General features: G+C 68.0%; 25 protein-coding genes and 1 pseudogene. 9 read left to right on the top strand and 17 right to left on the bottom strand.

Features of this window, described 5'->3' with window-relative positions; genetic code table 11:
• Window positions 1-9 precede the first annotated feature (9 nt).
• From AC07OA_RS01380 to AC07OA_RS01365, 4 genes and pseudogenes are all read right to left on the bottom strand, one after another.
• Window positions 10-122, bottom strand: a pseudogene (locus AC07OA_RS01380) (hypothetical protein); the annotation flags it as partial.
• 21 nt (window positions 123-143) lie between these two features.
• Window positions 144-3110 carry an isoleucine--tRNA ligase gene (gene ileS, locus AC07OA_RS01375; protein ID WP_494661967.1) on the bottom strand — a complete coding sequence of 989 codons (2967 nt, stop codon included), beginning with the start codon at window positions 3108-3110 and terminating at the stop codon, window positions 144-146.
• A 325-nt stretch (window positions 3111-3435) separates the two neighbouring features.
• The gene (locus tag AC07OA_RS01370) at window positions 3436-3687 is read right to left on the bottom strand and encodes a hypothetical protein (RefSeq protein WP_494661966.1); all 252 of its coding nucleotides are present in this window, start codon (window positions 3685-3687) and stop codon (window positions 3436-3438) included.
• Between the two features lie 178 nt (window positions 3688-3865).
• Window positions 3866-4948 carry a S1C family serine protease gene (locus AC07OA_RS01365; protein WP_494661965.1) on the bottom strand — a complete coding sequence of 361 codons (1083 nt, stop codon included), beginning with the start codon at window positions 4946-4948 and terminating at the stop codon, window positions 3866-3868.
• Between the two features lie 283 nt (window positions 4949-5231).
• Here AC07OA_RS01365 and AC07OA_RS01360 point away from each other — a divergent pair, with 283 nt between their 5' ends.
• Window positions 5232-5546, top strand: coding sequence for an endonuclease domain-containing protein (locus tag AC07OA_RS01360; RefSeq protein WP_494661964.1), 315 nt, complete (start codon window positions 5232-5234; stop codon window positions 5544-5546).
• A gap of 161 nt (window positions 5547-5707) precedes the next feature.
• Here AC07OA_RS01360 and AC07OA_RS01355 read toward each other — a convergent pair whose 3' ends face one another.
• The 3 genes from AC07OA_RS01355 to AC07OA_RS01345 are packed head-to-tail and all read right to left on the bottom strand — an operon-like array spanning window position 5708 to window position 7996.
• The gene (locus AC07OA_RS01355) at window positions 5708-6649 is read right to left on the bottom strand and encodes a bifunctional riboflavin kinase/FAD synthetase (RefSeq protein WP_494661963.1); all 942 of its coding nucleotides are present in this window, start codon (window positions 6647-6649) and stop codon (window positions 5708-5710) included.
• Window positions 6650-6659: 10 nt separating this feature from the next.
• The gene (locus tag AC07OA_RS01350) at window positions 6660-7082 is read right to left on the bottom strand and encodes a MaoC family dehydratase (protein ID WP_494661962.1); all 423 of its coding nucleotides are present in this window, start codon (window positions 7080-7082) and stop codon (window positions 6660-6662) included.
• A 50-nt stretch (window positions 7083-7132) separates the two neighbouring features.
• The gene (locus tag AC07OA_RS01345) at window positions 7133-7996 is read right to left on the bottom strand and encodes a TIGR01459 family HAD-type hydrolase (RefSeq protein ID WP_494661961.1); all 864 of its coding nucleotides are present in this window, start codon (window positions 7994-7996) and stop codon (window positions 7133-7135) included.
• 188 nt (window positions 7997-8184) lie between these two features.
• Here AC07OA_RS01345 and AC07OA_RS01340 point away from each other — a divergent pair, with 188 nt between their 5' ends.
• On the top strand, window positions 8185-8640 hold the full coding sequence (locus AC07OA_RS01340) for a hypothetical protein (RefSeq protein ID WP_494661960.1): 456 nt from the start codon (window positions 8185-8187) through the stop codon (window positions 8638-8640).
• A gap of 150 nt (window positions 8641-8790) precedes the next feature.
• Here the strand turns inward: AC07OA_RS01340 and AC07OA_RS01335 are convergent, their stop codons facing one another.
• The 3 genes from AC07OA_RS01335 to AC07OA_RS01325 form a co-directional block, all read right to left on the bottom strand.
• Window positions 8791-9477, bottom strand: coding sequence for a 2OG-Fe(II) oxygenase (locus AC07OA_RS01335; RefSeq protein WP_494661959.1), 687 nt, complete (start codon window positions 9475-9477; stop codon window positions 8791-8793).
• On the bottom strand, window positions 9474-10217 hold the full coding sequence (locus tag AC07OA_RS01330; protein WP_494661958.1) for a methylated-DNA--[protein]-cysteine S-methyltransferase: 744 nt from the start codon (window positions 10215-10217) through the stop codon (window positions 9474-9476). Before AC07OA_RS01330 ends, AC07OA_RS01335 begins: the two co-directional genes overlap by 4 nt.
• Window positions 10218-10281: 64 nt before the next feature.
• Window positions 10282-10908, bottom strand: a complete 627-nt coding sequence (locus AC07OA_RS01325) for a TetR/AcrR family transcriptional regulator (RefSeq protein ID WP_494661957.1) — start codon at window positions 10906-10908, stop codon at window positions 10282-10284.
• Between the two features lie 105 nt (window positions 10909-11013).
• On the opposite strand from AC07OA_RS01325, the gene AC07OA_RS01320 reads away from it, so the two are divergent.
• Together AC07OA_RS01320 and AC07OA_RS01315 are read left to right on the top strand one after the other, a co-directional pair.
• Window positions 11014-11637: a glutathione S-transferase C-terminal domain-containing protein gene (locus AC07OA_RS01320; protein WP_494661956.1), complete on the top strand. Its 624-nt coding sequence runs from the start codon at window positions 11014-11016 to the stop codon at window positions 11635-11637.
• Window positions 11638-11690: 53 nt separating this feature from the next.
• Complete coding sequence (locus AC07OA_RS01315) at window positions 11691-12035, top strand: DUF8200 family protein (protein WP_494661955.1); 345 nt, start codon at window positions 11691-11693, stop codon at window positions 12033-12035.
• A gap of 189 nt (window positions 12036-12224) precedes the next feature.
• Here the strand turns inward: AC07OA_RS01315 and AC07OA_RS01310 are convergent, their stop codons facing one another.
• From AC07OA_RS01310 to AC07OA_RS01300, 3 genes are all read right to left on the bottom strand, one after another.
• Window positions 12225-12824 (bottom strand): TetR/AcrR family transcriptional regulator, encoded by a 600-nt coding sequence (locus tag AC07OA_RS01310; protein ID WP_494661954.1) that lies wholly within the window; start codon window positions 12822-12824, stop codon window positions 12225-12227.
• 87 nt (window positions 12825-12911) lie between these two features.
• The gene (locus tag AC07OA_RS01305; RefSeq protein WP_494661953.1) at window positions 12912-13559 is read right to left on the bottom strand and encodes a TetR/AcrR family transcriptional regulator; all 648 of its coding nucleotides are present in this window, start codon (window positions 13557-13559) and stop codon (window positions 12912-12914) included.
• Complete coding sequence (locus AC07OA_RS01300; protein ID WP_494661952.1) at window positions 13556-13783, bottom strand: CC0731 family SpdR-regulated protein; 228 nt, start codon at window positions 13781-13783, stop codon at window positions 13556-13558. Before AC07OA_RS01300 ends, AC07OA_RS01305 begins: the two co-directional genes overlap by 4 nt.
• 357 nt (window positions 13784-14140) lie before the next feature.
• Here AC07OA_RS01300 and AC07OA_RS01295 point away from each other — a divergent pair, with 357 nt between their 5' ends.
• Together AC07OA_RS01295 and AC07OA_RS01290 are read left to right on the top strand one after the other, a co-directional pair.
• A complete protein-coding gene (locus tag AC07OA_RS01295) occupies window positions 14141-14335 on the top strand; it encodes a twin transmembrane helix small protein (protein WP_494661951.1) in 195 nt (64 codons plus the stop codon).
• Between the two features lie 87 nt (window positions 14336-14422).
• Window positions 14423-15001 (top strand): cob(I)yrinic acid a,c-diamide adenosyltransferase, encoded by a 579-nt coding sequence (locus AC07OA_RS01290; RefSeq protein WP_494661950.1) that lies wholly within the window; start codon window positions 14423-14425, stop codon window positions 14999-15001.
• Window positions 15002-15181: 180 nt separating this feature from the next.
• Here AC07OA_RS01290 and AC07OA_RS01285 read toward each other — a convergent pair whose 3' ends face one another.
• Window positions 15182-15451 carry a hypothetical protein gene (locus tag AC07OA_RS01285; protein WP_494661949.1) on the bottom strand — a complete coding sequence of 90 codons (270 nt, stop codon included), beginning with the start codon at window positions 15449-15451 and terminating at the stop codon, window positions 15182-15184.
• A 232-nt stretch (window positions 15452-15683) separates the two neighbouring features.
• On the opposite strand from AC07OA_RS01285, the gene AC07OA_RS01280 reads away from it, so the two are divergent.
• Together AC07OA_RS01280 and AC07OA_RS01275 are read left to right on the top strand one after the other, a co-directional pair.
• Complete coding sequence (locus AC07OA_RS01280) at window positions 15684-16430, top strand: electron transfer flavoprotein subunit beta/FixA family protein (protein ID WP_494661948.1); 747 nt, start codon at window positions 15684-15686, stop codon at window positions 16428-16430.
• Complete coding sequence (locus tag AC07OA_RS01275) at window positions 16430-17371, top strand: electron transfer flavoprotein subunit alpha/FixB family protein (protein ID WP_494661947.1); 942 nt, start codon at window positions 16430-16432, stop codon at window positions 17369-17371. The genes AC07OA_RS01280 and AC07OA_RS01275 overlap by 1 nt, the downstream gene beginning before the upstream one ends.
• Before the next feature lie 65 nt (window positions 17372-17436).
• Here AC07OA_RS01275 and AC07OA_RS01270 read toward each other — a convergent pair whose 3' ends face one another.
• Together AC07OA_RS01270 and AC07OA_RS01265 are read right to left on the bottom strand one after the other, a co-directional pair.
• Entirely contained in the window at window positions 17437-18453 is a 1017-nt protein-coding gene (locus AC07OA_RS01270; protein WP_494661946.1) for a RelA/SpoT domain-containing protein, read from the bottom strand.
• Window positions 18454-18683: 230 nt separating this feature from the next.
• A complete protein-coding gene (locus AC07OA_RS01265) occupies window positions 18684-18815 on the bottom strand; it encodes a hypothetical protein (protein ID WP_494661945.1) in 132 nt (43 codons plus the stop codon).
• 119 nt (window positions 18816-18934) lie between these two features.
• Here AC07OA_RS01265 and AC07OA_RS01260 point away from each other — a divergent pair, with 119 nt between their 5' ends.
• The gene (locus AC07OA_RS01260; protein WP_494661944.1) at window positions 18935-19813 is read left to right on the top strand and encodes a LysR substrate-binding domain-containing protein; all 879 of its coding nucleotides are present in this window, start codon (window positions 18935-18937) and stop codon (window positions 19811-19813) included.
• On the opposite strand, the gene AC07OA_RS01255 is transcribed toward AC07OA_RS01260, so the two are convergent.
• A complete protein-coding gene (locus AC07OA_RS01255; protein ID WP_494661943.1) occupies window positions 19810-20190 on the bottom strand; it encodes a cupin domain-containing protein in 381 nt (126 codons plus the stop codon). The two genes, AC07OA_RS01260 and AC07OA_RS01255, sit on opposite strands and share 4 nt — an antisense overlap.
• Window positions 20191-20273: the final 83 nt, after the last annotated feature.

Genomic DNA, 20273 nt, shown 5'->3' with positions numbered 1-20273 from the left:
CCCTGATCTTCCTTCTCCCCTTGCGGGAGAAGGTGGCCTGCGAAGCAGGTCGGATGAGGGGGCTCACCGGTCATGCCGCGCGCCCCCTCATCCGTCGCCTGCGGCGACACCTTCTCCCGCAAGGGGAGAAGGAAGCAAACACCTTAAGCGTGCTGGCTGTCCCACCACGCCACCGCTTCGGCGTCGCGAAGGCTAAGCTCCGGATAGCGGGGGTCGGTTCCCACCTCCGGCAGGATGCGCCAGGAGCGGGCGCACTTCTTGCCTTCGGCGAGCGGGACCTCGACGGCCACGCCCTTGACCTCGTCCAGGGCGAAGGCCTGCGCCGTTCCGGCGACCAGGGTCGCCTGGCTGGTTCGGAACACTTCGGCGGCGTCGACGCCGTCGAAGGCGGCCAGCAGGTCGGCGTCGGCGATGTGCACCACCGGCGCGGCCTCCAGGGCCGATCCGATCCGCTTCTCGCGACGCTCCACCTCCAGGGCCGCCGTCACCACCGAGGTCACGGTCTCGACCTTGGCCCAGCGGGCGGCCTCGGCGTCGTTGCGCCAGGCGTCCGGGGTTTCCGGCATCACGCGCAGGACGTTGCTGCCGGCTTCCGGGAAGCGCGTCGTCCAGGCCTCTTCCATGGTGAAGCTGGTCAGGGGCGACAGCCACACCGTCAGGCGCTCGAACACGTAATCGAGCACCGTGCGATAGGCCCGGCGGCGCAGGGCCGTGGGCGCGTCGCAATAGAGGCTGTCCTTGCGGATGTCGAAGAACAGGCTGGAGAGGTCGCCCTGGCAGAAGTCGATCAGCGGCCGGATCACGTCGCTGAAGCGATAGGCCTCGTAGGCGGCCTTCACCTGGGCGTCGAGCTCCCACAGCCGGTGCAGGATGTACTTCTCCAGCGGCGGGAAGTCGGCGTAGTCGGTGACGCGTTCGGCCTCCTCGAAGCCGGCCAGGGCGCCCAGCAGGTAGCGGGTGGTGTTGCGCAGCTTGCGATAGGCGTCGGTCGTGGTGGCCAGGATCGTCTTGCCGATCCGCTGGTCCTCCGAATAGTCGACCATGGCCGCCCACAGCCGCAGGATCTCGGCGCCCGATTCCTTGGTGATGGTCTGCGGCTCGACGGTGTTGCCCTTGGACTTGGACATCTTCTCGCCGTTCTCGTCCTGGGTGAACCCGTGGGTCAGGACGCCCTTGTACGGCGCGCGGCCGCGCGTGCCGCAGCTCTCCAGGAGCGAGGACTGGAACCAGCCACGATGCTGGTCGCTGCCTTCCAGATAGAGGTCGGCGGGTGAGCGGCTGTCGTTGCGGCCTTCAAGCGTGAAGGCGTGGGTCGCCCCGCTGTCGAACCAGACGTCCAGGATGTCGACGACCTTCTCGTACTTCTCCGCGTCATGCTCGCCCAGGAAGTGACTGTCGGGCAGCTCGAACCAGGCGTCGCTGCCGCCATCCTGGATGGCGTCCAGGATGCGGCGGTTGACGGCCTCGTCCATCAGCGGAACGCCCGTCTCCTTGTCGACGAACATGGCCAGCGGCGTGCCCCAGGCGCGCTGGCGGCTGATCAGCCAGTCCGGGCGCGTCTCGACCATCGAGCCGATGCGGTTGCGGCCGGCCTCGGGGTGGAAGGCGGTGTCGGCGATGGCTTTCACGGCCGTCTCGCGCAGGGTCTTGCCGCCCAGCGAGGGCACGGCCTGGTCCATGCGGATGAACCACTGCGGGGTGTTGCGGAAGATCACCGGGGCCTTGGAGCGCCAGCTGTGCGGATAGCTGTGCTCGACGCGGCCGCGCGCCAGCAGGTTTCCGGCCTCGATCAGCTTGTCCATCACCGCGCCGTTGGCGGCCCCGAACTTGCCAGCCTTCTTGCCCTCGGTCTCGATGACCTTCAGGCCCGCGAACAGCGGCACGTGCGGGAAATAGGCGCCGTCGGGATCGACGGTGTCGGGGATGGCGTCCAGGCTCAGGCCGCTCTTCAGCCAGACCAGATAGTCGTCGGCGCCGTGGCCCGGAGCGGTGTGGACGAAGCCGGTGCCGGCGTCGTCGGTCACGTGGTCGCCGGCCAGCAAGGGGACGTCGAAGCCGTAGCCTTCGTCAAACTGGGCGAGGGAGTGGGCGCAGATCAGGCCCGTCGGATCGACCGGCTCGGCGCGGCGCCACGACGCCACCTTGGCCGCCTTGCGCACGTCTTCGGCCAGCTTGTCGGCCACGATCAGGCGGTCGCCGACCTTGGACCACGGGGCGAACTCCAGGTTCTCCTCCATGGCCTCGACCTCGTAGAGGCCGTAGGCGACCTTGGGGTTGAAGCTGATCGCCCGGTTTGCCGGGATGGTCCACGGCGTGGTGGTCCAGATCACCACGCTGGCGTCGTTGGGCGGCAGGCGGAAGACGTTGTCGCCGGCCGCGTTGCCCGACACGGCGTAGCGGTCCTCGTCATAGGCCTTGACCGGGAACTTCACCCACACCGTCGGCGAGACGTGCTCGTGGTACTCGATCTCCGCATCCGCCAGGGCCGTGCGCTCGACGGGACTCCACATCACGGGCTTGGAGCCGCGATAGAGTTGGCCGCTCTGGGCGAACTTGTGGAACTCGGCGACGATGGTGGCTTCGCTGCTGTAGTCCATGGTGGCGTAGCGGTTCCACCAGTCGCCCAGCACGCCCAGGCGCTGGAACTCCACCTTCTGGGCCTCGATCCAGCCGGCGGCGTATTCACGGCAGCGCTTGCGGAACTCGGCGGCGGGCACCTCGTCCTTGCGGCGGCCCTTGGCGCGGAACTCTTCCTCGATCTTCCACTCGATGGGCAGGCCGTGGCAGTCCCAGCCGGGCACGTAGTCGACGTCGTAGCCCAGGGCAAAGCGGCTGCGGACCACGAAGTCCTTCAGCGTCTTGTTCAGGGCGTGGCCGATGTGGATGGCGCCGTTGGCGTAGGGCGGGCCGTCGTGCAGCACGAACAGCGGCGCGCCGTCGGCCTGGCGCTTGGCGCGCACCGCGCCGTAGAGGCCCTTGTCGGAAAGCGCCGCCCAGCCCTCCAGGATCTCGGGCTCCTTCTTGGGCAGGCCCCCGCGCATCGGGAACGGGGTGTCGGGGAGGAAGACGGTCTCGCGGTAGTCGCGGGCGGGCGTGGCGTCGTCGGCCATGGCGTGGCTATCCAGCTTGGAGGTGTTCGGAAAAGAGAGTGCGGGGTCGTTACCCGGCGCGCGCTGGAGCAGTCGTCCGGCGGCGTCACGCCGGGCGGTTAATTCGCGAGGTTTTCCGAACCAAAGGCATGGGGCGGGGATTAGCAGAGGTGGCGGGGAGGGGCAAACGCCCAAAGCTTCTCCTCACCCGTGAAACGGGGGAGGTGGATCGACGCGCAGCGGCGAGACGGAGGGGGTGTCCAGCCGCCGTAACGCCCCCTCCGTCATGTCGCGTATCCGCGCCATGCCACCTCCCCCGTTGCACGGGTGAGGAGGGGGAGCGGCCCTACCGCCGCGCCACGCCGCCCAACATCCACAGCGCCGCCAGGGTGCCGAACAGGACGGCCAGGGAAGAGAGCAGGAACATCCGCAGGCCCTGGGCCAGGGCGACGCCCAGGGTGGTCAGGGCCGCCAGGGTCCAGGCGGTGGCCAGGAGCTTGCTTTCCGGCGAGGTCAGGGTCAGTCGGGGCGGCAGGAGGAGGCGCGCCGCGCGCCTGGCTCTTCGCCTCAGACGTCTTGCCTGCAACCCGATCCGCACCACGCGCTCTCCGACACTGACGCCAAAGGTGTAGGATCGACGGACGGTTGCGTCCAGCGAGAAAAACCAACGTTATCCGTATTTTCGCGGTTTCCGGGGGATAAGTTTCCGGTTCCTGACACGGCAAGGGGCGGGGCTGCCCAATGCGTTTGCTTAACGCGCCCGGGCTTTCCCTTGTCTAGCCCCGTTTCCGGGCTCGCGGAGTGATCGTCACCGTCATCAGCTTGCCCTCGCGGATCAGGACGAAGGCGGTGGGCTTGTCGATGCTGTGGTGGTCCAGCGCCCGCAGCAGGTCGTCCAGGCCGGTCAGCGGCGCGCCGCCGGCGCTGATCAGGAGGTCGCCCTCGCGCACCCCGGCCTTGGCGGCGGGACCGCCGGCGTCCACCTGGGCCACGAACACCGCATAGCCCTGGGTCACGCCCGTGGCGCGGGCCAGGCCCGGCGGGATCGGGGCCTGCTGGGCCACCAGGCCGATGGAGCCGCGCCGCACGTGGCCGTGGGCCACCAGTTCGGCGATCACGAAGCTGGCGGTGTTGGAGGCCACCGCGAAGCACAGGCCCTGGTAGCCGGCGATCACCGCCGTGGCGATGCCCACCACCTCGCCGTTGGAGGCCACCAGCGGCCCGCCGCTGTTGCCGGGATTGAGGGCGGCGTCGGTCTGGATCAGGTCCTCGATCAGCCGGCCGCGCTCGCCGCGCAGGGATCGGCCGAGCGCCGAGACCACGCCGGTCGTGACCGTGGCCTCGAAGCCCAGCGGCGCGCCGATGGCGATCACCAGCTGGCCGCGCCGCAGGGCCTTGGAATTGCCCAGCCGCGCCACCGGCAGGTCGGTGCGCTGATCCAGCTGGACCAGAGCCAGGTCGGTGTCGGGATCGTCGCCCACGCAGCGGCCCGTCAGGCTGCGGCCCTCGGCGGTGATCACCACGAAGCGGCTGGCGCCTTGGACCACGTGGCTGTTGGTCAGGATCAGTCCGTTGGGACCGACCGCGAAGCCCGAGCCCACGCCCTGGATGCGCGGGTCCTCGGTCATGGGATGGATGCGCACGACGCTGGGCCCCACCACCTCGACGGCGCGGACCACGGCGTTGGAATAGGCGTCCAGGATCGTGTCGTCGCATTGCGAGACGCCGCCGGCCTGGGGCAGCTCGCAGAAGTCGAAGACGAACGTCGCCTCGTCCGGATAGGCCAGGATCTCGTGCCGCCGCGGCGCCTTGGGCCGCCGGGCCTGGGCGAACGACTGATACTTGCGTGCTTTGAACATCCGGCCCCCGCCCCGTTTCCGGCAAAGGTTAACAACAGGATGGGGCGAAGGGATAGTCCTTCTCCCCTGACGGGAGCAGGTAGCGGTCGAACGCCGACGGATGAGGGGTCTCTCAGAACGATCCGCTTCGTCTGGCCGTACCGCCGTTCGCGGCGGCGCCGTCTATCGACCCCTCACCCGACCCGCTTCGCGGGCCACCCTCTCCCGCAAGGGGAGAGGGATTGCGACGGTTGAATGTTCATGTATTGTTCTATTCATGGGAGTGCAGTCACGCAAGCTCGGCTTGGCGCGTGCGATGCGGCGTGCGCCGGTCGTCACGGAGCGCCTGTTGTGGGATGTGTTGCGGGACCGTCGGCTGAGCGGCCTGAAGTTCCGTCGCCAGGCGCCGATCGGGCGATATGTCGTCGACTTCCTGTGCCCGAGGCATCGCCTGATCATCGAGGCGGATGGTCCAAGCCACGAGGATAGCCAGCACGATCAACAGCGAGACGCCTGGCTGAGGTCGCAAGGCTTTCGCGTGATGCGTTTTCCAAACAAGGAAATCCAGGACGACCGGGACGGTGTCCTGTCCCAGATTCTGACCGCCTGCGGCTACTGATCCCTCTCCCCTTGCGGGAGAGGGTGGCCTCGCGGAGCGAGGTCGGGTGAGGGGTTGATGAAAGGGGCCGCTGCAAGCGGCGGTCAGGTCGGCGCGACCCCTCATCCGTCGGCTACGCCGACACCTTCTCCCGCAAGGGGAGAAGGATTTTCAACGCCGCTTCAGAATCCCGGACACACGATCGCCCGCGCCGCCTGCTCGTCGCGCAGGATCTGTTCGACCATCAGCTCCAGGCTGTCGAACTTCAGTTCCGGGCGCAGGAAGGCGATCAGGTCGGTTTCCAGGACCTGGCCGTAGAGGTCCTCGTCGAAGTCGAACAGCCAGGTCTCCAGCCGGGTTTCGACGATGCCGGTGGTGGGGTTGTTGCCCAGATTGGCCACGCCCGGCACTTCGCGGCCGTCGGGCAGGCGGGTGCGGGTGGCGTAGACGCCCAGGCGCGGCACCACATAGTCCTCGACCTCGACATTGGCCGTGGGGAAGCCCAGCGTGCGGCCCAGCTGCTGGCCGCGGCGGACCACGCCCTCGATGGCGAACGGACGGCCCAGGATCCGGGCGGCCGCCTCGGGACGGCCCTCGCGCAGGGCGTCGCGCACGCCCGTCGAGGAGAACTTGTCGCCGTCGCGACTGGCCACCGGCTCGGCCACCGAGACGGTGAAGCCGTACTCCTCGCCATAGGCCTTCATCAGCGCGGCGCTGCCGGTGCGGCCCCGGCCGAACGAGATGTCGAAGCCGACGGCCACGTGCTTCACGCCCAGACCGCCCACCAAGACCTTCTCGACGAACTCGCGGTCGCCGAAGCTGGCCATCTCGAAGTCGAAGGGCAGCAGGTACAGCAGGTCCACGCCCAACCCCTCCAGCGCCCGGGCCTGCTGGCCGTGGGTCATCAGCTTGAAGGCCGGCTCGGTGGGGCGGAACAGGCGGCGCGGGTGCGGATCGAAGGTGACCACGCCCAGCGGGGCCTTGCCCGCGAGCGCGGCTTTCGCGGCCTGGGCGATCACCTGCTGGTGGCCGCGATGCACGCCGTCGAAATTGCCCAGGGCCACGGCCGCGCCGCGCTCGCTGTCGGGCAGGTCTTTCCAGCCTTGGACGGTTTTCAGACGCATGACGAACCCCCTAGGCGGCCTTCTTGGGCACAAGCACCACGGCCTGGCCGTCGACGACGGTCTTGCCCTTCACCTGGCAGACGGTGGCCAGGGTGACGCGGCCCTTGGCCGGATCGATGTCGGTGACCGTGGCCTTGACCGTCACCTCGGCGCCGATGCGGACCGGGCGCTTGAAATCCAGGCTTTGCGACAGATAGACCGCGCCCGGACCGGGCAGCTCGGTGCCCAGCAGCGCCGAGATGTAGCCGGCCGACAGCATGCCGTGGGCGATGCGCTCGCCAAACGACGTGGTCGCGGCGTAGTCGGCGTCCAGGTGTACCGGATTGGTGTCGCCGGTCACGGCGGCGAAGGCGACGATGTCGGCCTCGCCCACGACGCGGACCAGCTGGGCCGACTGGCCCACGCTCAGATCCTCGAGAAACAGTCCCGGCATGCGCCCCTCGTCCTTACTCAAGCCCGGCAATCTAGCGAACGGTGACGGCCCTACCAGACCAGATCGGCCATGGCGTGGGTCGCGCCCAGGCGTTCGGCGGCCAGCAGGCCCTTGACCTTGGCGTGGTCCAGCTTGCCGTCGGGGCCCAGCGCCGCCTCGCCGTGGATGCCCTTGGCGATGAACAGGCAGGCCAGGTCCTGGTCGTGGGCGCCCTTGACGTCGGTGATCACCCCGTCGCCGATGCACAGCACCCGCGCGCGGTCGACCGGCCGGCCCGTCAGCTTCTCGGCCTCGGCCAGGGCCAGGTCGTAGATCGGGGCGTAGGGCTTGCCGGCCATCAGCACCTGGCCACCCAGGCTCTCGTAGAGGTCGGCCAGGGCGCCGCCGCAATAGATCAGCTTGCTGCCGCGCTGCACGACGCGGTCGGGATTGGCGCAGATCAGGGTCATGTCGCGGCCGGCGGCGACCGCCAGGCGGTCGGCATAGTCGGCGGGGACCTCGGTCTCGTCGTCATAGAGGCCGCTGACGCCGATGAAGTCGGCGTCGTCCTGCGAGCCGCTCAGGTCCAGGTCGAAGCCTTTGTAGAGCGGGGCGTCGCGGTCGGGGCCGATGCGCCAGACCTTGCCCGGCGCGCGCTGGGCCAGCAGGGCGCGGGTGGCGTCGCCCGAGGTGACGAAGGCGCTCCAGGCCTCGCGCGGCACGCCCAGGCTGTCCAGCTGCTCGACCACGGCGGCCGAGGGGCGCGGGGCGTTGGAGATCAGAACCACCGGCCCGCGCTGCTCGCGCCAGTTCACCAGGGCCTGGCAGGCCTCCGGGAAGCTCTCGACCCCGTTGTGGATCACCCCCCAGACATCGCACAGCAGAACGTCGTAGCGGTCGGACAGGGCCTGGAGGCCGGAGGGCAGGTCGGTCATGGAAACGGGCGGTACCGGGCTGGGACGGGTGCGTCAACGGTAGCGCATGTAGGAATGCGGGGGCGCGAAGGCCAGCGGCGGCGCGGAGTCCGGGTTTTCACCGGGCGGAGACGCGGGGAACGCCCGAGTGCGTTCCGGCCCGGGGCGGGGCAACGTCCATGCCTCGCAACCCCTACGAGGCTTGTTCCATGCATTCCTTCGTTCGCGTCCTGGCGGCGCCCGTCTTGGCCGCCGTCGTCCTCGCCGCACCGGCCGCCCCGAGCCTGGCCAGCACCCAGGCGGCCGACACGACCGCCACCATCGACTTCACCGGCGGCGGCGTCGCGGTGGGCGTCGGGGTGGGCTGGGGCCACGGCGTGCTGCACTTCCGCGGCCAGGACTACAAGCTCAAGACCAGCGGCCTGTCGGCGGTCGACATCGGCGCCAGCCGCTACAGCGCCAGCGGCACGGTGACCGGCCTCAAGCAGGCCTCCGACATCGTGGGCGTCTACCAGGCCGCCGAACTGGGCGCGACGGTGGCCGGCGGCGGCGCGGTGATCTCGATGAAGAACGACAAGGGCGTGGTCATCAAGGCCAACTCCACGACGCGGGGGCTGCGGTTCACGGCCGCGCCGAAGGGGATCAAGATCGAGTTGGCGAAGTAGGGCGCGCGACGCCCCCTCCGTCATGTCGCGTATCCGCGCCATGCCACCTCCCCCGTTTCACGGGTGAGGAGGAAGCCGAGCCGACCTTCTCCTCCCCCGTGAAACGGGGGAGGTGTCCGCGCAGCGGACGGAGGGGGCGTCCCACCGCCCTCACGTCGCGTCGTGGAAGATCACGCCCAGCACCCGTCGCCGGCCCGAGCGCACGGTGCTCACCCCGTGCCGCAGCACCCGCCGATGGACCCCGCGCGTCCCCTCGGCCGGGCGTTCGCGGACGGCGAAGATCACGCCCTCGCCCTGCCTCAGCGGCACGACCTGGGGCCGCGACTGCTGGCGGGGGCGCTGTTCGACCAGCACGAATTCGCCGCCCTCGAAGTCGCGGCCCGGCTCGTCCAGCAGGAAGGCGGCCTGCAGCGGGAAGACGTGCTCGCCGTAGAGGTCCTGGTGCAGGCAGTTGTAGTCGCCGGGGCCATAGGTCAGCAGCAGGGGCGTGGGCCGGACCTGGCCCGCCGCGTGGCAGCGGGCCAGCATCTCGTCCAGGGTCTCGGGGAAGCGCCGGTCCTCGTCCAGCCGTTCCGCCCACCGATTGGCCACGGCGGCCAGGGGGCCGTAGAGGCCTTGCCGCAGCCGCTGCACCGGATCGGGCAGGGGATAGCTGAAGTACTTGTATTCCCCCTGGCCGAAGCCGTGGCGGGCCATGACCACCCGGCTGCGGAAGCCGGCCTCCTGGTCGTAGAGGCCGGCGACCTTGGCGCAGGTCTCGGGCCTGAGCAGCGGCCCGGTCAGGGCCCAGCCCTGGGCGTCGAGATCGGCTTCGATACGCGTCCAGTCCAGACTCATGCGGCCTCGCGAGCCAAAGTCTTTTCGAAGGAGAGCAGGGCCTGCTTGCGCTCCACGCCCCAGCGATAGCCGGAGAGCCCGCCGTCGGCCCGCACCACCCGGTGGCAGGGGGTGATCACCGCCAGGGGATTGGCCCCGCAGGCCTGGGCCACGGCCCGGACGGCGGTGGGCCGGCCGACGGTCCGCGCCACCTGGGCATAGGAGGCGGTGGTTCCAGCGGGGATGGTCCGCAGCGCCGCCCAGACGGCCTTCTGCAACTCCGTGCCCTGGGCGTCGAGCGGCAGGTCCAGCGCCGTGCCGGGACGGTCGATATGCGCCGCCACCGCCTTCAGGTCGGCGGCCAGGCCGGCCGCGTCGGGCGTCAGCCGGGCCGAGCGGAAGCGACGCTCCAGGTCGCGAACCAGGGTCTCTTCGTCGTCGCCCAGGATCACCAGCCGAAGGCCGGCTTCCGAGCGGGCGACCAGGGCCAGGCCCAGGGTGGTCGGGATCGTGGCCCAGCGCAGGGTCTCGCGCGGCTGGTCGGGCTTGCAGCGCAGGCAGGGGCGGAAGCCGGCGGCGCGGGCGCTTTCGCGGGTGTCGTGGAACGCGACGTTCTTGCGCAGCGGCCGCCCGGCGCAGCTGGCCAGGCAGTAGACGCCGGTGGTGCGCACGGCGATGAAGAAGGCGCCGTCCAGGTCGCGGTCGCGGCGGCGCATGGCCTCCCAGCGCGCGTCGTTGGTGGTGAGTTGAGAAGCGGTCATCGGATGTCTCCTTTCGTGAGAAGGAGCATGCGCGCCGCCCGGGACGGCGTCATTCCGATGCTTGTTATGCCGTCTTTTCGGGGCCGCAGATCAGGTCGACGGAAGCGGCGATGGTCGCCTCCAGCTCCTCGCGCGTCTCGCCGGCCCGGGCGCGGACCGACAGGGCGTTCATCAGCAGGCTGGCCGTCTTGCCCAGGACCTTGGCGTCGAGATCGGGCGACAGGTCGCCGGCCTTCTGGCCGCGTTCCAGCAGGCGGATGAAGCCCTGGTCCAGCTCGTGCAGGCCGCCCGCGACCGTCTGGCGAACCTCCGGATCCACGACCGCCTGGCCCAGACCCGCGGTGAGCAGGAAGCACCCCCGTCCGCCGACGTCGCCCGACAGATAGCGGCCCAGGGCCGCCCGGTAGACCCGCGCCAGGGCTTCGCGCGCCGTGCCGCCGGCCCGGAACGCCTGGATCATCGCCGCCCGCGACTCGTCCATGTAGCCGTCCAGGGCGGTCTTGAAGAGCGCCTGCTTGTCGCCGAACGCGCCGTACAGGCTGGGCCGGTTCATGCCCGTCGCGGCGCTCAGGTCGTCCAGCGAGGCGCCGGCATAGCCCTGGTCCCAGAAGGTCTCGGTGGCCTTGGCCAGGGCGACCTGGGGATCGTAGGCGCGAGGGCGGCCTCGGCGCTTCACAGGCTCTTGCGACATCACTCTCTCCTGGCCCGGCCCTGCTATTTTGTACCGTTTCGCAGTTTATTTCTTGACCACCGTTATTTTTATGCGAAACAGTATGAAAAAGCAACGGAGGCGGCGATGGAACTCTATTTCTCACCAATGGCCTGTTCGATGGCGACGCGGATCGCCGCCTACGAGGCGGGCGCCGACGTCCGGTTTCTCCAGGTGGACACCAAGGCCCGGCCCAAGCGGGTGGAGGACGGGACCGAATTCCTGGCCATCAACCCCATGGGCCAGGTACCCGTGCTGCGCACCGACGACGGCGAGCTGATCGTCGAGAACCCGGTGATCCTGCAATATGTGGCCGACCGCTTCCCGGCCGCCGGCCTGATCCCCGCCGACGGGGCCGAGCGGCGCAAGGTGCAAAGCTGGCTCAGCTTCGTGGGCTCGGAGCTGCACAAGGGGGCGTTCACCGCCCTGTTGAATCCCAAGGCCCCGGACGGCGCCAAGGCCTTGGCCCGCGAGGTCGTCGTGGAGCGCCTGGCGGTCCTGGACGCCCATCTGAAGGACCGCGAGTTCCTGGCCGGCCGGTTCAGCGTCGCCGACGCCTATCTGTTCGTGATCCTGACCTGGGCCCGCCATGTGGCGCTGGATCTTTCGCCCTATCCCGCCCTGGCCGCCTATCGCGACCGCCTGCAGGCCCGCCCCTCGGTGGCCCGGGCGCTGGGCGAGGAATTCACCCTGTTCAAGGCCGCGGCCTGATCCCGACCCGTAAGGCGTAACCTCCCCAACCTCTCCCTCCCCGGAGCATTCCCATGCGTCGTCTTCTCATCGCCGTCGCGGCCCTCGCCGCGACGGGCGGCCCCGTCATGGCCGAAACCAAGCCCCAGAACGGTTGGCTGACTCTCAGCACGCCGACCACCCAGGACCACATCGTGTTCGACGGCGCGGTCTGGCGCTGCAAGGCCGACGTCTGCCGCTCGCCCAAGGTGAAGTCGCTGCCGCCGCTGCGCAGCTGCAAGCGCCTGGCCCGCGAACTGGGGCCGATCACCGGCTTCGGCTATCGCGGGGTGACGCTGTCGGAAGAGCAGCTGGCGGCGTGCAACCCCGTGCAGGTGGCCAAGACGCCGAACGCCGCCGAGGTGGCGGCGGCGCGATGAGGGGGCTTTTGCCCGCACATCAATAACCGCCGTCATCCCGGGCCTTGTGCCCGGGACCCCTCTGTCCGCCGCAGGTGCGGAAGAGTGGCGCGTTGGCGCGCCAATGCACTTCACGTGCAAGCTGAATCAGGGGGCCCGGGCACAAGGCCCGGGATGACGGTGTATTTAAAAGGCTGCGGGACCTCGCCCCTAAGGCCGCCACCCCTGGGCGATGAAGTTGATCTGCTGGTCCATCATGGCCGACAGTTCCGAGGCCGGGGCCTGGCGGCAGGCGGCCATGCGGTAGTTCCAGGCATAGGCGGCCTTGAGCACCTCGATGGCTAGCTGCGCATCGAGGTCGGACCGCACGTCGCCGCGCTCCATGCCGCCGCGCAGGGTGTCGTGCAGCATGGTGGTGAGCCGCTCGTTGCGGCCGAACGGCGTCACGCCCGGATCCTGGCTGGGGCTGTAGGAGGCCGCGATATGGGCCAGGAACAGCTTCACCCGCCGGGTCTCGAACTCGTAGTGGATCGCGAAGATGGAGCACAGCCGATCGGCCGTGGAGCCGCGCAGGAACGGCACGACGCGGTCGAACTCGGCGTAGAGTTCTTCCAGTCGCGCATCCATCACATGGCTGAGCACCTCGGCCTTGGAGGCGAAGGTGGTGAAGACGCTGCCCACCGAGACGCCCGCCCGTTCGGCGATCGCCCGGATGGTGGTCTCGTCATAACCCGTCTCGTTGAACAGATCGCGCGCGGCCTCGAGGACCTTCTCGCGCGTCGCCTGTTTCTGATCGTCTCTTACGCCCACGCACCGTCCCCCCGGAAAGCCTGCGTCGCTTGAATTGAATCCGATGGGCGGACGCTCCGACCGGGAGCGTCCGCCCTCGGCCGTTTGTTACGCGCGCGCGCCCGCCAGAATGACTTTCAGTTGATCCGAAAGTCGCGACAGCAGCGCCTCGACCGTCCAGGCGTCGAAAATAGCCCGGCGATAATTGGCGACATACACGTCCCAGATGATCTCGGCGACAAGCTTAACGTCGGCCGACGATTTCAGTTCGCCGCGCTCGACGCCGCGCGTCAGCACGCCGTTCAGCAGGACGAAGATGTGCTTCAGGTGCGCGCGGTTGCGGCGCTCGGCGGTCTCCGAACGGGTCCAGGAGACGGCGATGCTGGCCTGCAGCAGCGGCAGCTGCTCGACGTGGAAGCCGTAGGCCACGGCGAACATGCCGATCACGCCTTCTTCCACGGTCTGGGCGTTGACGCCCGCCTGCTTCATCTGGGCGTAGATGACTTCGTAGTCGGCGGTCAGGATCTCGTCGAACAGCTCGCTCTTGTCCGAGAAGCTGGCGAACACCGCGCCCGTCGACATGCCGGCGGCCTGGGCGATGTCGCGAATGGTCGCGCCTTCGTAGCCACGCTCGGTGAACAGGCGGCGGGCGGCCGACAGGACGCGTTCGCGCGTGCGCTGCTTGGCCAGGGCCCGGCGGGTCAGCTTGACCGGGGTTTCGGTCGGGTAGTCGGTGTTCAGGGAAACAAAGCTCATGCCACACTCTCCAGGCGAGCAAGCGCGGCCTCGGCGCGCTTCTCGAATTCATTGCAATATTCGTCGACGACGCTGGTGAGGACGTCGGCGTAGCGGCGCGCCAGGGCGCGGCCGTCCTGCGTGGCGTCACGCAGGTCGATGATCAGCTGGCGGACTTCCGCCATGGCTTCGTCGCGATCGGACGCGGAGAAGCTGGCGGCGGCGGCGAAAGCGCTCTGGGCCATAAGGATCTCTCCTGTCTCTCCGCTGGTTGAGGGGCGCTGACATGATCTGCGGGGAGGGTTGATCATGTTCAACGAACGCGTACTGGAATTTGAAGGTGGCGCGTTTATCCCCTGTCGCAAGGGCGCGCAACCGAAAAACTGAACTGAAATCAACGAACGGCAACGTTTTGTCCGGTGTATGATACCGGTAGCGCTAGGTCACTGCGACAAATGCGCTCAACGAACAGATTCGGCGAGTCGCGGTATGCAACCGGAACGCTCGATCAAGCGGGCGATCCCAAACCCAGGGTCGAAACTTGGCCGTGCGCGGCGGCTCAAGCTCTGGCCAAGCCCGGGGCGAAGGCCTAGTTTGCCGCCATGGACCTTTTCGACTTCCTGATCCCCGTCGCCCTGGCCGCGGTGCTGATCACCCTCTGCGTGGGCGTCTACGCCCTGTTTCGGGGCGGCGACTTCGGGCGCTCCTATTCCAACAAGCTTATGCGCCTGCGCGTTCTGCTGCAGTTCCTGGCCGTGATCGTGCTGGTCGCCGCCTTCTGGTGGCGCAATCACTGATCGTCGAACCTTGATCTCTCAAGCGGCGAGTGAAACAGAAGTGCGCGCCGCTGGCGCTGGGACATCTTGTCAGGGAACCCGCGACCCATGGTCACGCTCAACCGCATCTACACCCGCACCGGCGACAAGGGCCTGACGCGGCTGTCGACCGGCCAGCCGGTCAGCAAGGCCAGCGTGCGGGTCGAGGCCTATGGCGGTGTCGACGAGACCAACGCCTTCATCGGCGTGGCGCGCCAGCACACGAAAGGTGACGCCGAGCTCGACGCCCTGCTGGAGCGCATCCAGAACGATCTCTTCGACCTGGGCGCGGACCTCGCCACCCCCGAGCAGAACGGCAAGCCCGAATGGGAGCCCCTGCGGGTGGTCGACAGCCAGGTCGAGCGGCTCGAGCGCGAGATCGACCTGATGAACGCGCGCCTCTCGCCCCTGACCTCGTTCGTCCTGCCCGCCGGCAGCCCCGCCTCGGCCGCCCTCCACGTGGCCCGCACCGTCTGCCGCCGCGCCGAGCGCAAGGTGGTGGAGCTGATGGGGATCGAGGGCGAGATCGTCTCGGACGCGGCGCTGAAATACCTCAACCGCCTGTCGGACCTGCTGTTCGTCACGGCGCGCCGGGCCAACGACGACGGCGCGGCCGACGTTCTGTGGAAGCCGGGCGCGACGCGGTAGCATCGTTCCCTCTCCCCTTGCGGGAGAGGGTGGCCCGCGAAGCGGGTCGGGTGAGGGGTTGAAGAACGCAAAAGCCGCGACCGGTCTTTCGGCTTGTCGCGGCTTTGATTTTTGAGAGACCCCTCATCCGTCGGTCTTCGACCGACACCTTCTCCCGCAAGGGGAGAAGGAAGCAGGCGTCTACTCCTTCGGCTTGCTCGCCGAGGGGCCTTCCATCTTCTTCGTGTCGGTGTTGATCGGCGGCACGTTCAGGGGGCGGCGGGTCAGGGTCTCGATCGAATAGACCGTGCCGCACTTCATCCACTTGTCGGCCCACCAGTAGCCGGGGCCGCGCGCCAGGCAGCGCTCCTTGGGCCACACATAGAAGTAGTGATAGCAGAAGACGCTCAGGGTCGCGCCGAGGAACACGGCGAAGAAGATCTTCTGCAGGCGGGTGATGTTGCTCTTCATGAGCGCCTCATACTGGCCCGCCGCGAGGCTGGCCAGAGGCTAAAGCGCGCGGCGTTTCGCGCCTTGGAGCGTGCGATGCGGCAGACGCGGGAGCCGAAATATCTTACAAGCGTTTGAACCGCCCTGGCGGATTATCATTACGCTTACGTCAGGGGAAACTTGCAAACCTGCGTGGACGGGGTAAGTGCCTCCCCGCAGGCAGGAAAAACTAGCCAGGAGGCGGCGTAGACCGATGAAGGTTCTGGTCCCGGTCAAACGGGTTATTGATTACAACGTGAAGGTCCGGGTGAAGCCCGATCAGACCGGCGTCGACCTGGCGAACGTCAAGATGTCGATGAACCCCTTCTGCGAGATCGCGGTCGAGGAAGCCGTCCGTCTGAAGGAAAAGGGCGTGGCCACCGAGGTGGTGATCGTCTCGATCGGCCCGGCCCAAGCCCAGGAAACCATCCGCACGGCCCTGGCCATGGGCGGCGATCGCGGCGTGCTGATCACGACCGACGCCGATCCCGAGCCCCTGGCCGTGGCCAAGCTGCTGGCGGCCGTGGTCGCCGAGGAAGCGCCGCAACTGGTGCTGATGGGCAAGCAGGCCATCGACGGCGACAACAACGCCGTGGGCCAGATGCTGTCGGCCCTGCTGGGCTGGCCGCAGGCCACCTACGCCTCGGCGCTGGAAGTGTCCGGCTCGACCGCCAAGGTCACCCGCGAAGTGGACGGCGGCCTCCAGACCCTGGACGTCGACCTGCCGGCCGTGGTCACCGCCGACCTGCGCCTGAACGAGCCGCGCTACGCCTCGCTGCCCAACATCATGAAGGCCAAGAAGAAGGAGATCGTCAGCAAGACTGTCGCCGACTACGGCGTCGATGTCGCCCCGCGCCTGAAGGTGGTCAAGGTCGCCGAGCCCGCCAAGCGTTCGGCCGGCGTGAAGGTCGAAACCGCCGCCGATCTCGTCTCCAAGCTCAAAACCGCGGGGGTGCTGTAATGGCCGTTCTCGTCGTCGCCGATAACGACAACGCGCACCTGCGCGATGGCACCCACAAGACCGTCACCGCCGCCCTGAAGCTGTCGGGCGACGTGGACGTGCTGGTCCTGGGCCAAGGCGCCAAGGGCGTGGCCGACGCGGCCGCCAAGATCGCCGGCGTGCGCAAGGTGCTGCTGGCCGAGAGCGAAGCCCTAGGCCATGGCGTGGCCGAGGCGGAAGCCGACGCCGTGCTGGCCCTGGCCGGCAATTACGACGCCATCCTGGTTCCGGCCACCGCCGGCGGCAAGAACTTCGCCCCGCGCGTCGCCGCCAAGCTGGACGTGGCCCCGATCAGCGACATCGTCGATGTCGTCTCGGCCGACACCTTCACGCGCCCGATCTACGCCGGCAACGCGCTGGAAACCGTCCAGACCTCGGACGCCAAGAAGGTGATCACCGTGCGTCCCACCGCCTTCGCGGCGGCGGGCGAGGGCGGCTCGGCCTCGGTGGAGAGCGTCGCTGGCGCTGACGCCGGCAAGACCCGCTTCGTCAGCGAAGAGATGGTCAAGTCCGACCGTCCGGAACTGGCCGCGGCCAAGATCGTCGTCTCGGGCGGTCGCGCCATGGGCTCGGCCGAAGAGTTCCAGAAGGTGATCGAGCCTCTGGCCGACAAGCTGGGCGCCGCCGTCGGCGCCTCGCGCGCGGCCGTGGACGCCGGCTATGCGCCGAACGACTACCAGGTCGGCCAGACCGGCAAGGTCGTCGCCCCGTCGCTGTACATCGCCATCGGCATCTCGGGCGCCATCCAGCACCTGGCCGGGATGAAGGACTCCAAGGTGATCGTTGCGATCAACAAGGACGCCGACGCCCCGATCTTCCAGATCGCCGACTACGGCCTGGTCGCCGACTACAAGTCGGCCGTGCCGGAACTGATGGACGCCCTGACGGCGGCCGGTAAGTAAGGCCTCGTCGCAAGACGGATACGGAAAGGCCCGGGAGCGATCCCGGGCCTTTTTGTTGAAGGCTGCTAAGCGGCGTCAGCGGTTGCTTGAGGGGCGCGAAGAGCTGGAAAATCCCCCTTCAGTACCCTTTCCACAAGGCGAGAGAATAGCGCCGTATCGAGGAAGTAGTTTGGGTAGGCGCGTTTCAACGCGTTTATGTCTGCGACTGATACCAAGACGACTTGACGTCGAGAGTCGTCCGGAATCTGGCTTTCAAGGTTGGTGTATTGCCGGTTTGCTTCCGCCGACTCCTTGGCCTTGAACCGCCGCAGCGTTACCCGACTCGCATCGGGATCAAGTTCCACAATGAAGTATTTTGCATCTTTGGCGGCCCCGAGTGTGTGCAGGGTTGTATTGTAGGCCTTAAGCATGTCGCGCGCACTCAACGCCTCGGCCAAGGGGCGTAATTCAGCAAGAAGATCTTCCTTCGTCACCGGCGTATTGGGGACGCATGGCGTGCCTTCAATTGCCGAGATAGCCGTCCCCATGAGGGCGAAGAAGCGGAGCCAGTCTGCATCGCCCTGGTTCGACTTCAGAGCTTGCCTCGTGAAGATACCGACTGCTTCTACTGCGGTCGCCCATGCATGTTGAATCTGGGTGCGCACCTGGATCTCGATCCGGAGACCAGAGTAGGGAACGCCAGGTCCTGACCCAACATACTCGTATACCAAGTGGTATGAACGGTATCCGTCTGGTTTTGGATTTTGGATGTAATCCTTTTCGCCTCGAAATTTGTGGTCGAACTGTCGCCCTTTATAGAGATCAACAAGCTTGTAGACGTCACCCAACTTGCTGAACACCGCACGACACCCAGCGATGTCTTGCATTTGCGTCATACGCATTGACGCCTTCGTCACCAGCTTACGGTGAATGGAGTCCAATCGCTTCTCGCGTTGGGCGATGATGACATTGCGCTCGATCCGCCTAGCGCGATTGCGCAGCGTAATTTGGAACGTGTTCAGCGGATACGCGTGAGATGATCGCCAATTATTGATAACCGCCAGCGCCGCGTAGCCATCTTCCGTAGTGACGGGAAAGGCCATCTTGCTAAGCGCCTTACCGGCCCCATTCACCTCTTGGGGTGTGTACTGGGGTGTAGTCCACGCCATTCCGCTCTCCACCGCTCGCGACAACCAATGCCACGAGTCGTCCAACTGAAGGTACGACGAGCATAATACCAACTTTTCTTCGATATCTGAGGAGGAAGTCGAGAGCGCGTACCTGCTCTGAAAGCCAGTTTATTGGGCTAGCTCCAATCTTGATCCACTCACCCTCACCGCGGACTATGGATCGGCACGCTTACCGACCAAGCGGCGTCGGCGCCGGGGATGGGTGGAGCCACCTTGTCGGCGGCGGCGAACAGGACGGAGAGCACGGCGACGCCGGCGACCAGGAGGAGTTTCATCGGAGCACCTGTGAGCATGAGTGTCGGCCACACCGGCCTTGCCCAGGTAAAATGGCTCGACGGACCGCCGATTACGAACGATGGTATCTGGCCGAACTTGTGAGCCGTACTAACAACCTATGCGCCTGCCGCCGTTCCTGACCCTGACCGCCCTGGAGGCCGCCGCCCGGCATCGCAGCTACAGCCGCGCGGCCCGCGAGCTCTTCGTCACCCACGGCGCGGTCAGTCAGCAGATCCGCAAGCTGGAGGAGGAACTGGGCACGCGCCTGTTCGTCCGCCAGGGCAACGCCATGGTCCCCACCGCCACCGGCCAGCGCCTGGCCGGCCAGGTCGCCGAGGCCCTGGTCACCCTGCGCGCCGGGGTCGACGAGGCCCGGCTGGCGGCCAACGGGCCCCTGGTGATCAGCTCCAGCGCCGCCTTCGCCCGGGGCTGGCTGGTCTCCCGCCTGGAACGGCTGTCGCGCGAGATGGACGAGCCCGACCTGATCGTCCGCGCCGAGGACCGGGTGGCCGACCTGACCACCGACGGCGTCGACATCGCCCTGCGCTTCGGCTGCGGCGCCTGGCCCGGCGTGGAGTCGGCCACCCTGATGATCGAGCGCCTGTTCCCGGTCTGCAGCCCCGCCTTCCTGGAGCGCCACCCGATCGCGCAGCCGCGCGACCTGCTGGACGTGCCGCTGCTGCGCCATGTCAGCCTGCCGTGGTCGATCTGGCTGACCGCCATGGGGATCGACGAGACGCCGCGTCAGCAGGGCCTGGGCTTCGAGGACACCGCCCTGATGCTGGACACCGCCGCCCACGGCGTGGGCGTGGCCCTGGCCCGCAGCGGCCTGGCCGACCGCGACCTGCGCGAGGGCCGGCTGGTGCGGCCGTTCGCGGGGGAGGTGGGGGTGGACACCGGCAACCACTTCGTCTGGCGCGCCGACAGTCCGAAGCTGGCGCGGATCCTCAAGCTGCGCGACTGGTTCCTGGCCGAGACGGCGGAGCTTAGAACCTAGCTCGCCGGCCGAAAGCTGTGATCCGCCCGCGAGCGGATGTTCAGCAGCCGCGCCCCGCGCGGGCCCGTGCGGAAGCTGTAGACGGTGTGGGCCGGGATGAACATCGAGCCGCCGGCCTCCAGCACCTGATCGCCCCAATGCAGCGTCCCCTGGGCCACGTAGAAGATCTCGCAGTCGTCGTGGCTGTGCGGCGCGACCAGGGTGTCGGGGTTGAGGCGCATCTCCATCAGCTGCGGGGTCTCCAGGTCACCGGGCTCGTGGAAGGCCAGCTGGCCCTCCAGCTCGGTGGGGTCGATGTGGTCGCGCATGCTCCCCATCGGGATGTCGCCGATCTTGCGCCAGGGCAGGTCGCCGGGACGGTGGACGCGGATGGTCATGGGGCTCCTCCTGATCGCTCACGTGATCTCTGGAGAGGGTAGGGGCGCGGCGCGTTGACCGTCTCGCGGCCCCCGGCCAATCT

The organism is Caulobacter sp. GW821-FHT09B08, from assembly GCF_059418225.1.
This window is presented reverse-complemented; position numbering and strand designations above follow the sequence as displayed.

Excerpts from the sequence above, each read along its gene's own strand:
- ileS (WP_494661967.1), bottom strand. The coding sequence starts at position 3,110 with ATGGCCGACGACGCCACGCCCGCCCGCGACTACCGCGAGACCGTCTTC.
- AC07OA_RS01365 (WP_494661965.1), bottom strand. The coding sequence starts at position 4,948 with ATGTTCAAAGCACGCAAGTATCAGTCGTTCGCCCAGGCCCGGCGGCCC.
- AC07OA_RS01355 (WP_494661963.1), bottom strand. The coding sequence starts at position 6,649 with ATGCGTCTGAAAACCGTCCAAGGCTGGAAAGACCTGCCCGACAGCGAG.
- AC07OA_RS01350 (WP_494661962.1), bottom strand. The coding sequence starts at position 7,082 with ATGCCGGGACTGTTTCTCGAGGATCTGAGCGTGGGCCAGTCGGCCCAG.
- AC07OA_RS01345 (WP_494661961.1), bottom strand. The coding sequence starts at position 7,996 with ATGACCGACCTGCCCTCCGGCCTCCAGGCCCTGTCCGACCGCTACGAC.
- AC07OA_RS01340 (WP_494661960.1), top strand. The coding sequence starts at position 8,185 with ATGCATTCCTTCGTTCGCGTCCTGGCGGCGCCCGTCTTGGCCGCCGTC.
- AC07OA_RS01335 (WP_494661959.1), bottom strand. The coding sequence starts at position 9,477 with ATGAGTCTGGACTGGACGCGTATCGAAGCCGATCTCGACGCCCAGGGC.
- AC07OA_RS01330 (WP_494661958.1), bottom strand. The coding sequence starts at position 10,217 with ATGACCGCTTCTCAACTCACCACCAACGACGCGCGCTGGGAGGCCATG.
- AC07OA_RS01325 (WP_494661957.1), bottom strand. The coding sequence starts at position 10,908 with ATGTCGCAAGAGCCTGTGAAGCGCCGAGGCCGCCCTCGCGCCTACGAT.
- AC07OA_RS01320 (WP_494661956.1), top strand. The coding sequence starts at position 11,014 with ATGGAACTCTATTTCTCACCAATGGCCTGTTCGATGGCGACGCGGATC.
- AC07OA_RS01315 (WP_494661955.1), top strand. The coding sequence starts at position 11,691 with ATGCGTCGTCTTCTCATCGCCGTCGCGGCCCTCGCCGCGACGGGCGGC.
- AC07OA_RS01305 (WP_494661953.1), bottom strand. The coding sequence starts at position 13,559 with ATGAGCTTTGTTTCCCTGAACACCGACTACCCGACCGAAACCCCGGTC.
- AC07OA_RS01300 (WP_494661952.1), bottom strand. The coding sequence starts at position 13,783 with ATGGCCCAGAGCGCTTTCGCCGCCGCCGCCAGCTTCTCCGCGTCCGAT.
- AC07OA_RS01295 (WP_494661951.1), top strand. The coding sequence starts at position 14,141 with ATGGACCTTTTCGACTTCCTGATCCCCGTCGCCCTGGCCGCGGTGCTG.
- AC07OA_RS01290 (WP_494661950.1), top strand. The coding sequence starts at position 14,423 with ATGGTCACGCTCAACCGCATCTACACCCGCACCGGCGACAAGGGCCTG.
- AC07OA_RS01285 (WP_494661949.1), bottom strand. The coding sequence starts at position 15,451 with ATGAAGAGCAACATCACCCGCCTGCAGAAGATCTTCTTCGCCGTGTTC.
- AC07OA_RS01280 (WP_494661948.1), top strand. The coding sequence starts at position 15,684 with ATGAAGGTTCTGGTCCCGGTCAAACGGGTTATTGATTACAACGTGAAG.
- AC07OA_RS01275 (WP_494661947.1), top strand. The coding sequence starts at position 16,430 with ATGGCCGTTCTCGTCGTCGCCGATAACGACAACGCGCACCTGCGCGAT.
- AC07OA_RS01270 (WP_494661946.1), bottom strand. The coding sequence starts at position 18,453 with ATGGCCTTTCCCGTCACTACGGAAGATGGCTACGCGGCGCTGGCGGTT.
- AC07OA_RS01265 (WP_494661945.1), bottom strand. The coding sequence starts at position 18,815 with ATGAAACTCCTCCTGGTCGCCGGCGTCGCCGTGCTCTCCGTCCTGTTC.
- AC07OA_RS01260 (WP_494661944.1), top strand. The coding sequence starts at position 18,935 with ATGCGCCTGCCGCCGTTCCTGACCCTGACCGCCCTGGAGGCCGCCGCC.
- AC07OA_RS01255 (WP_494661943.1), bottom strand. The coding sequence starts at position 20,190 with ATGACCATCCGCGTCCACCGTCCCGGCGACCTGCCCTGGCGCAAGATC.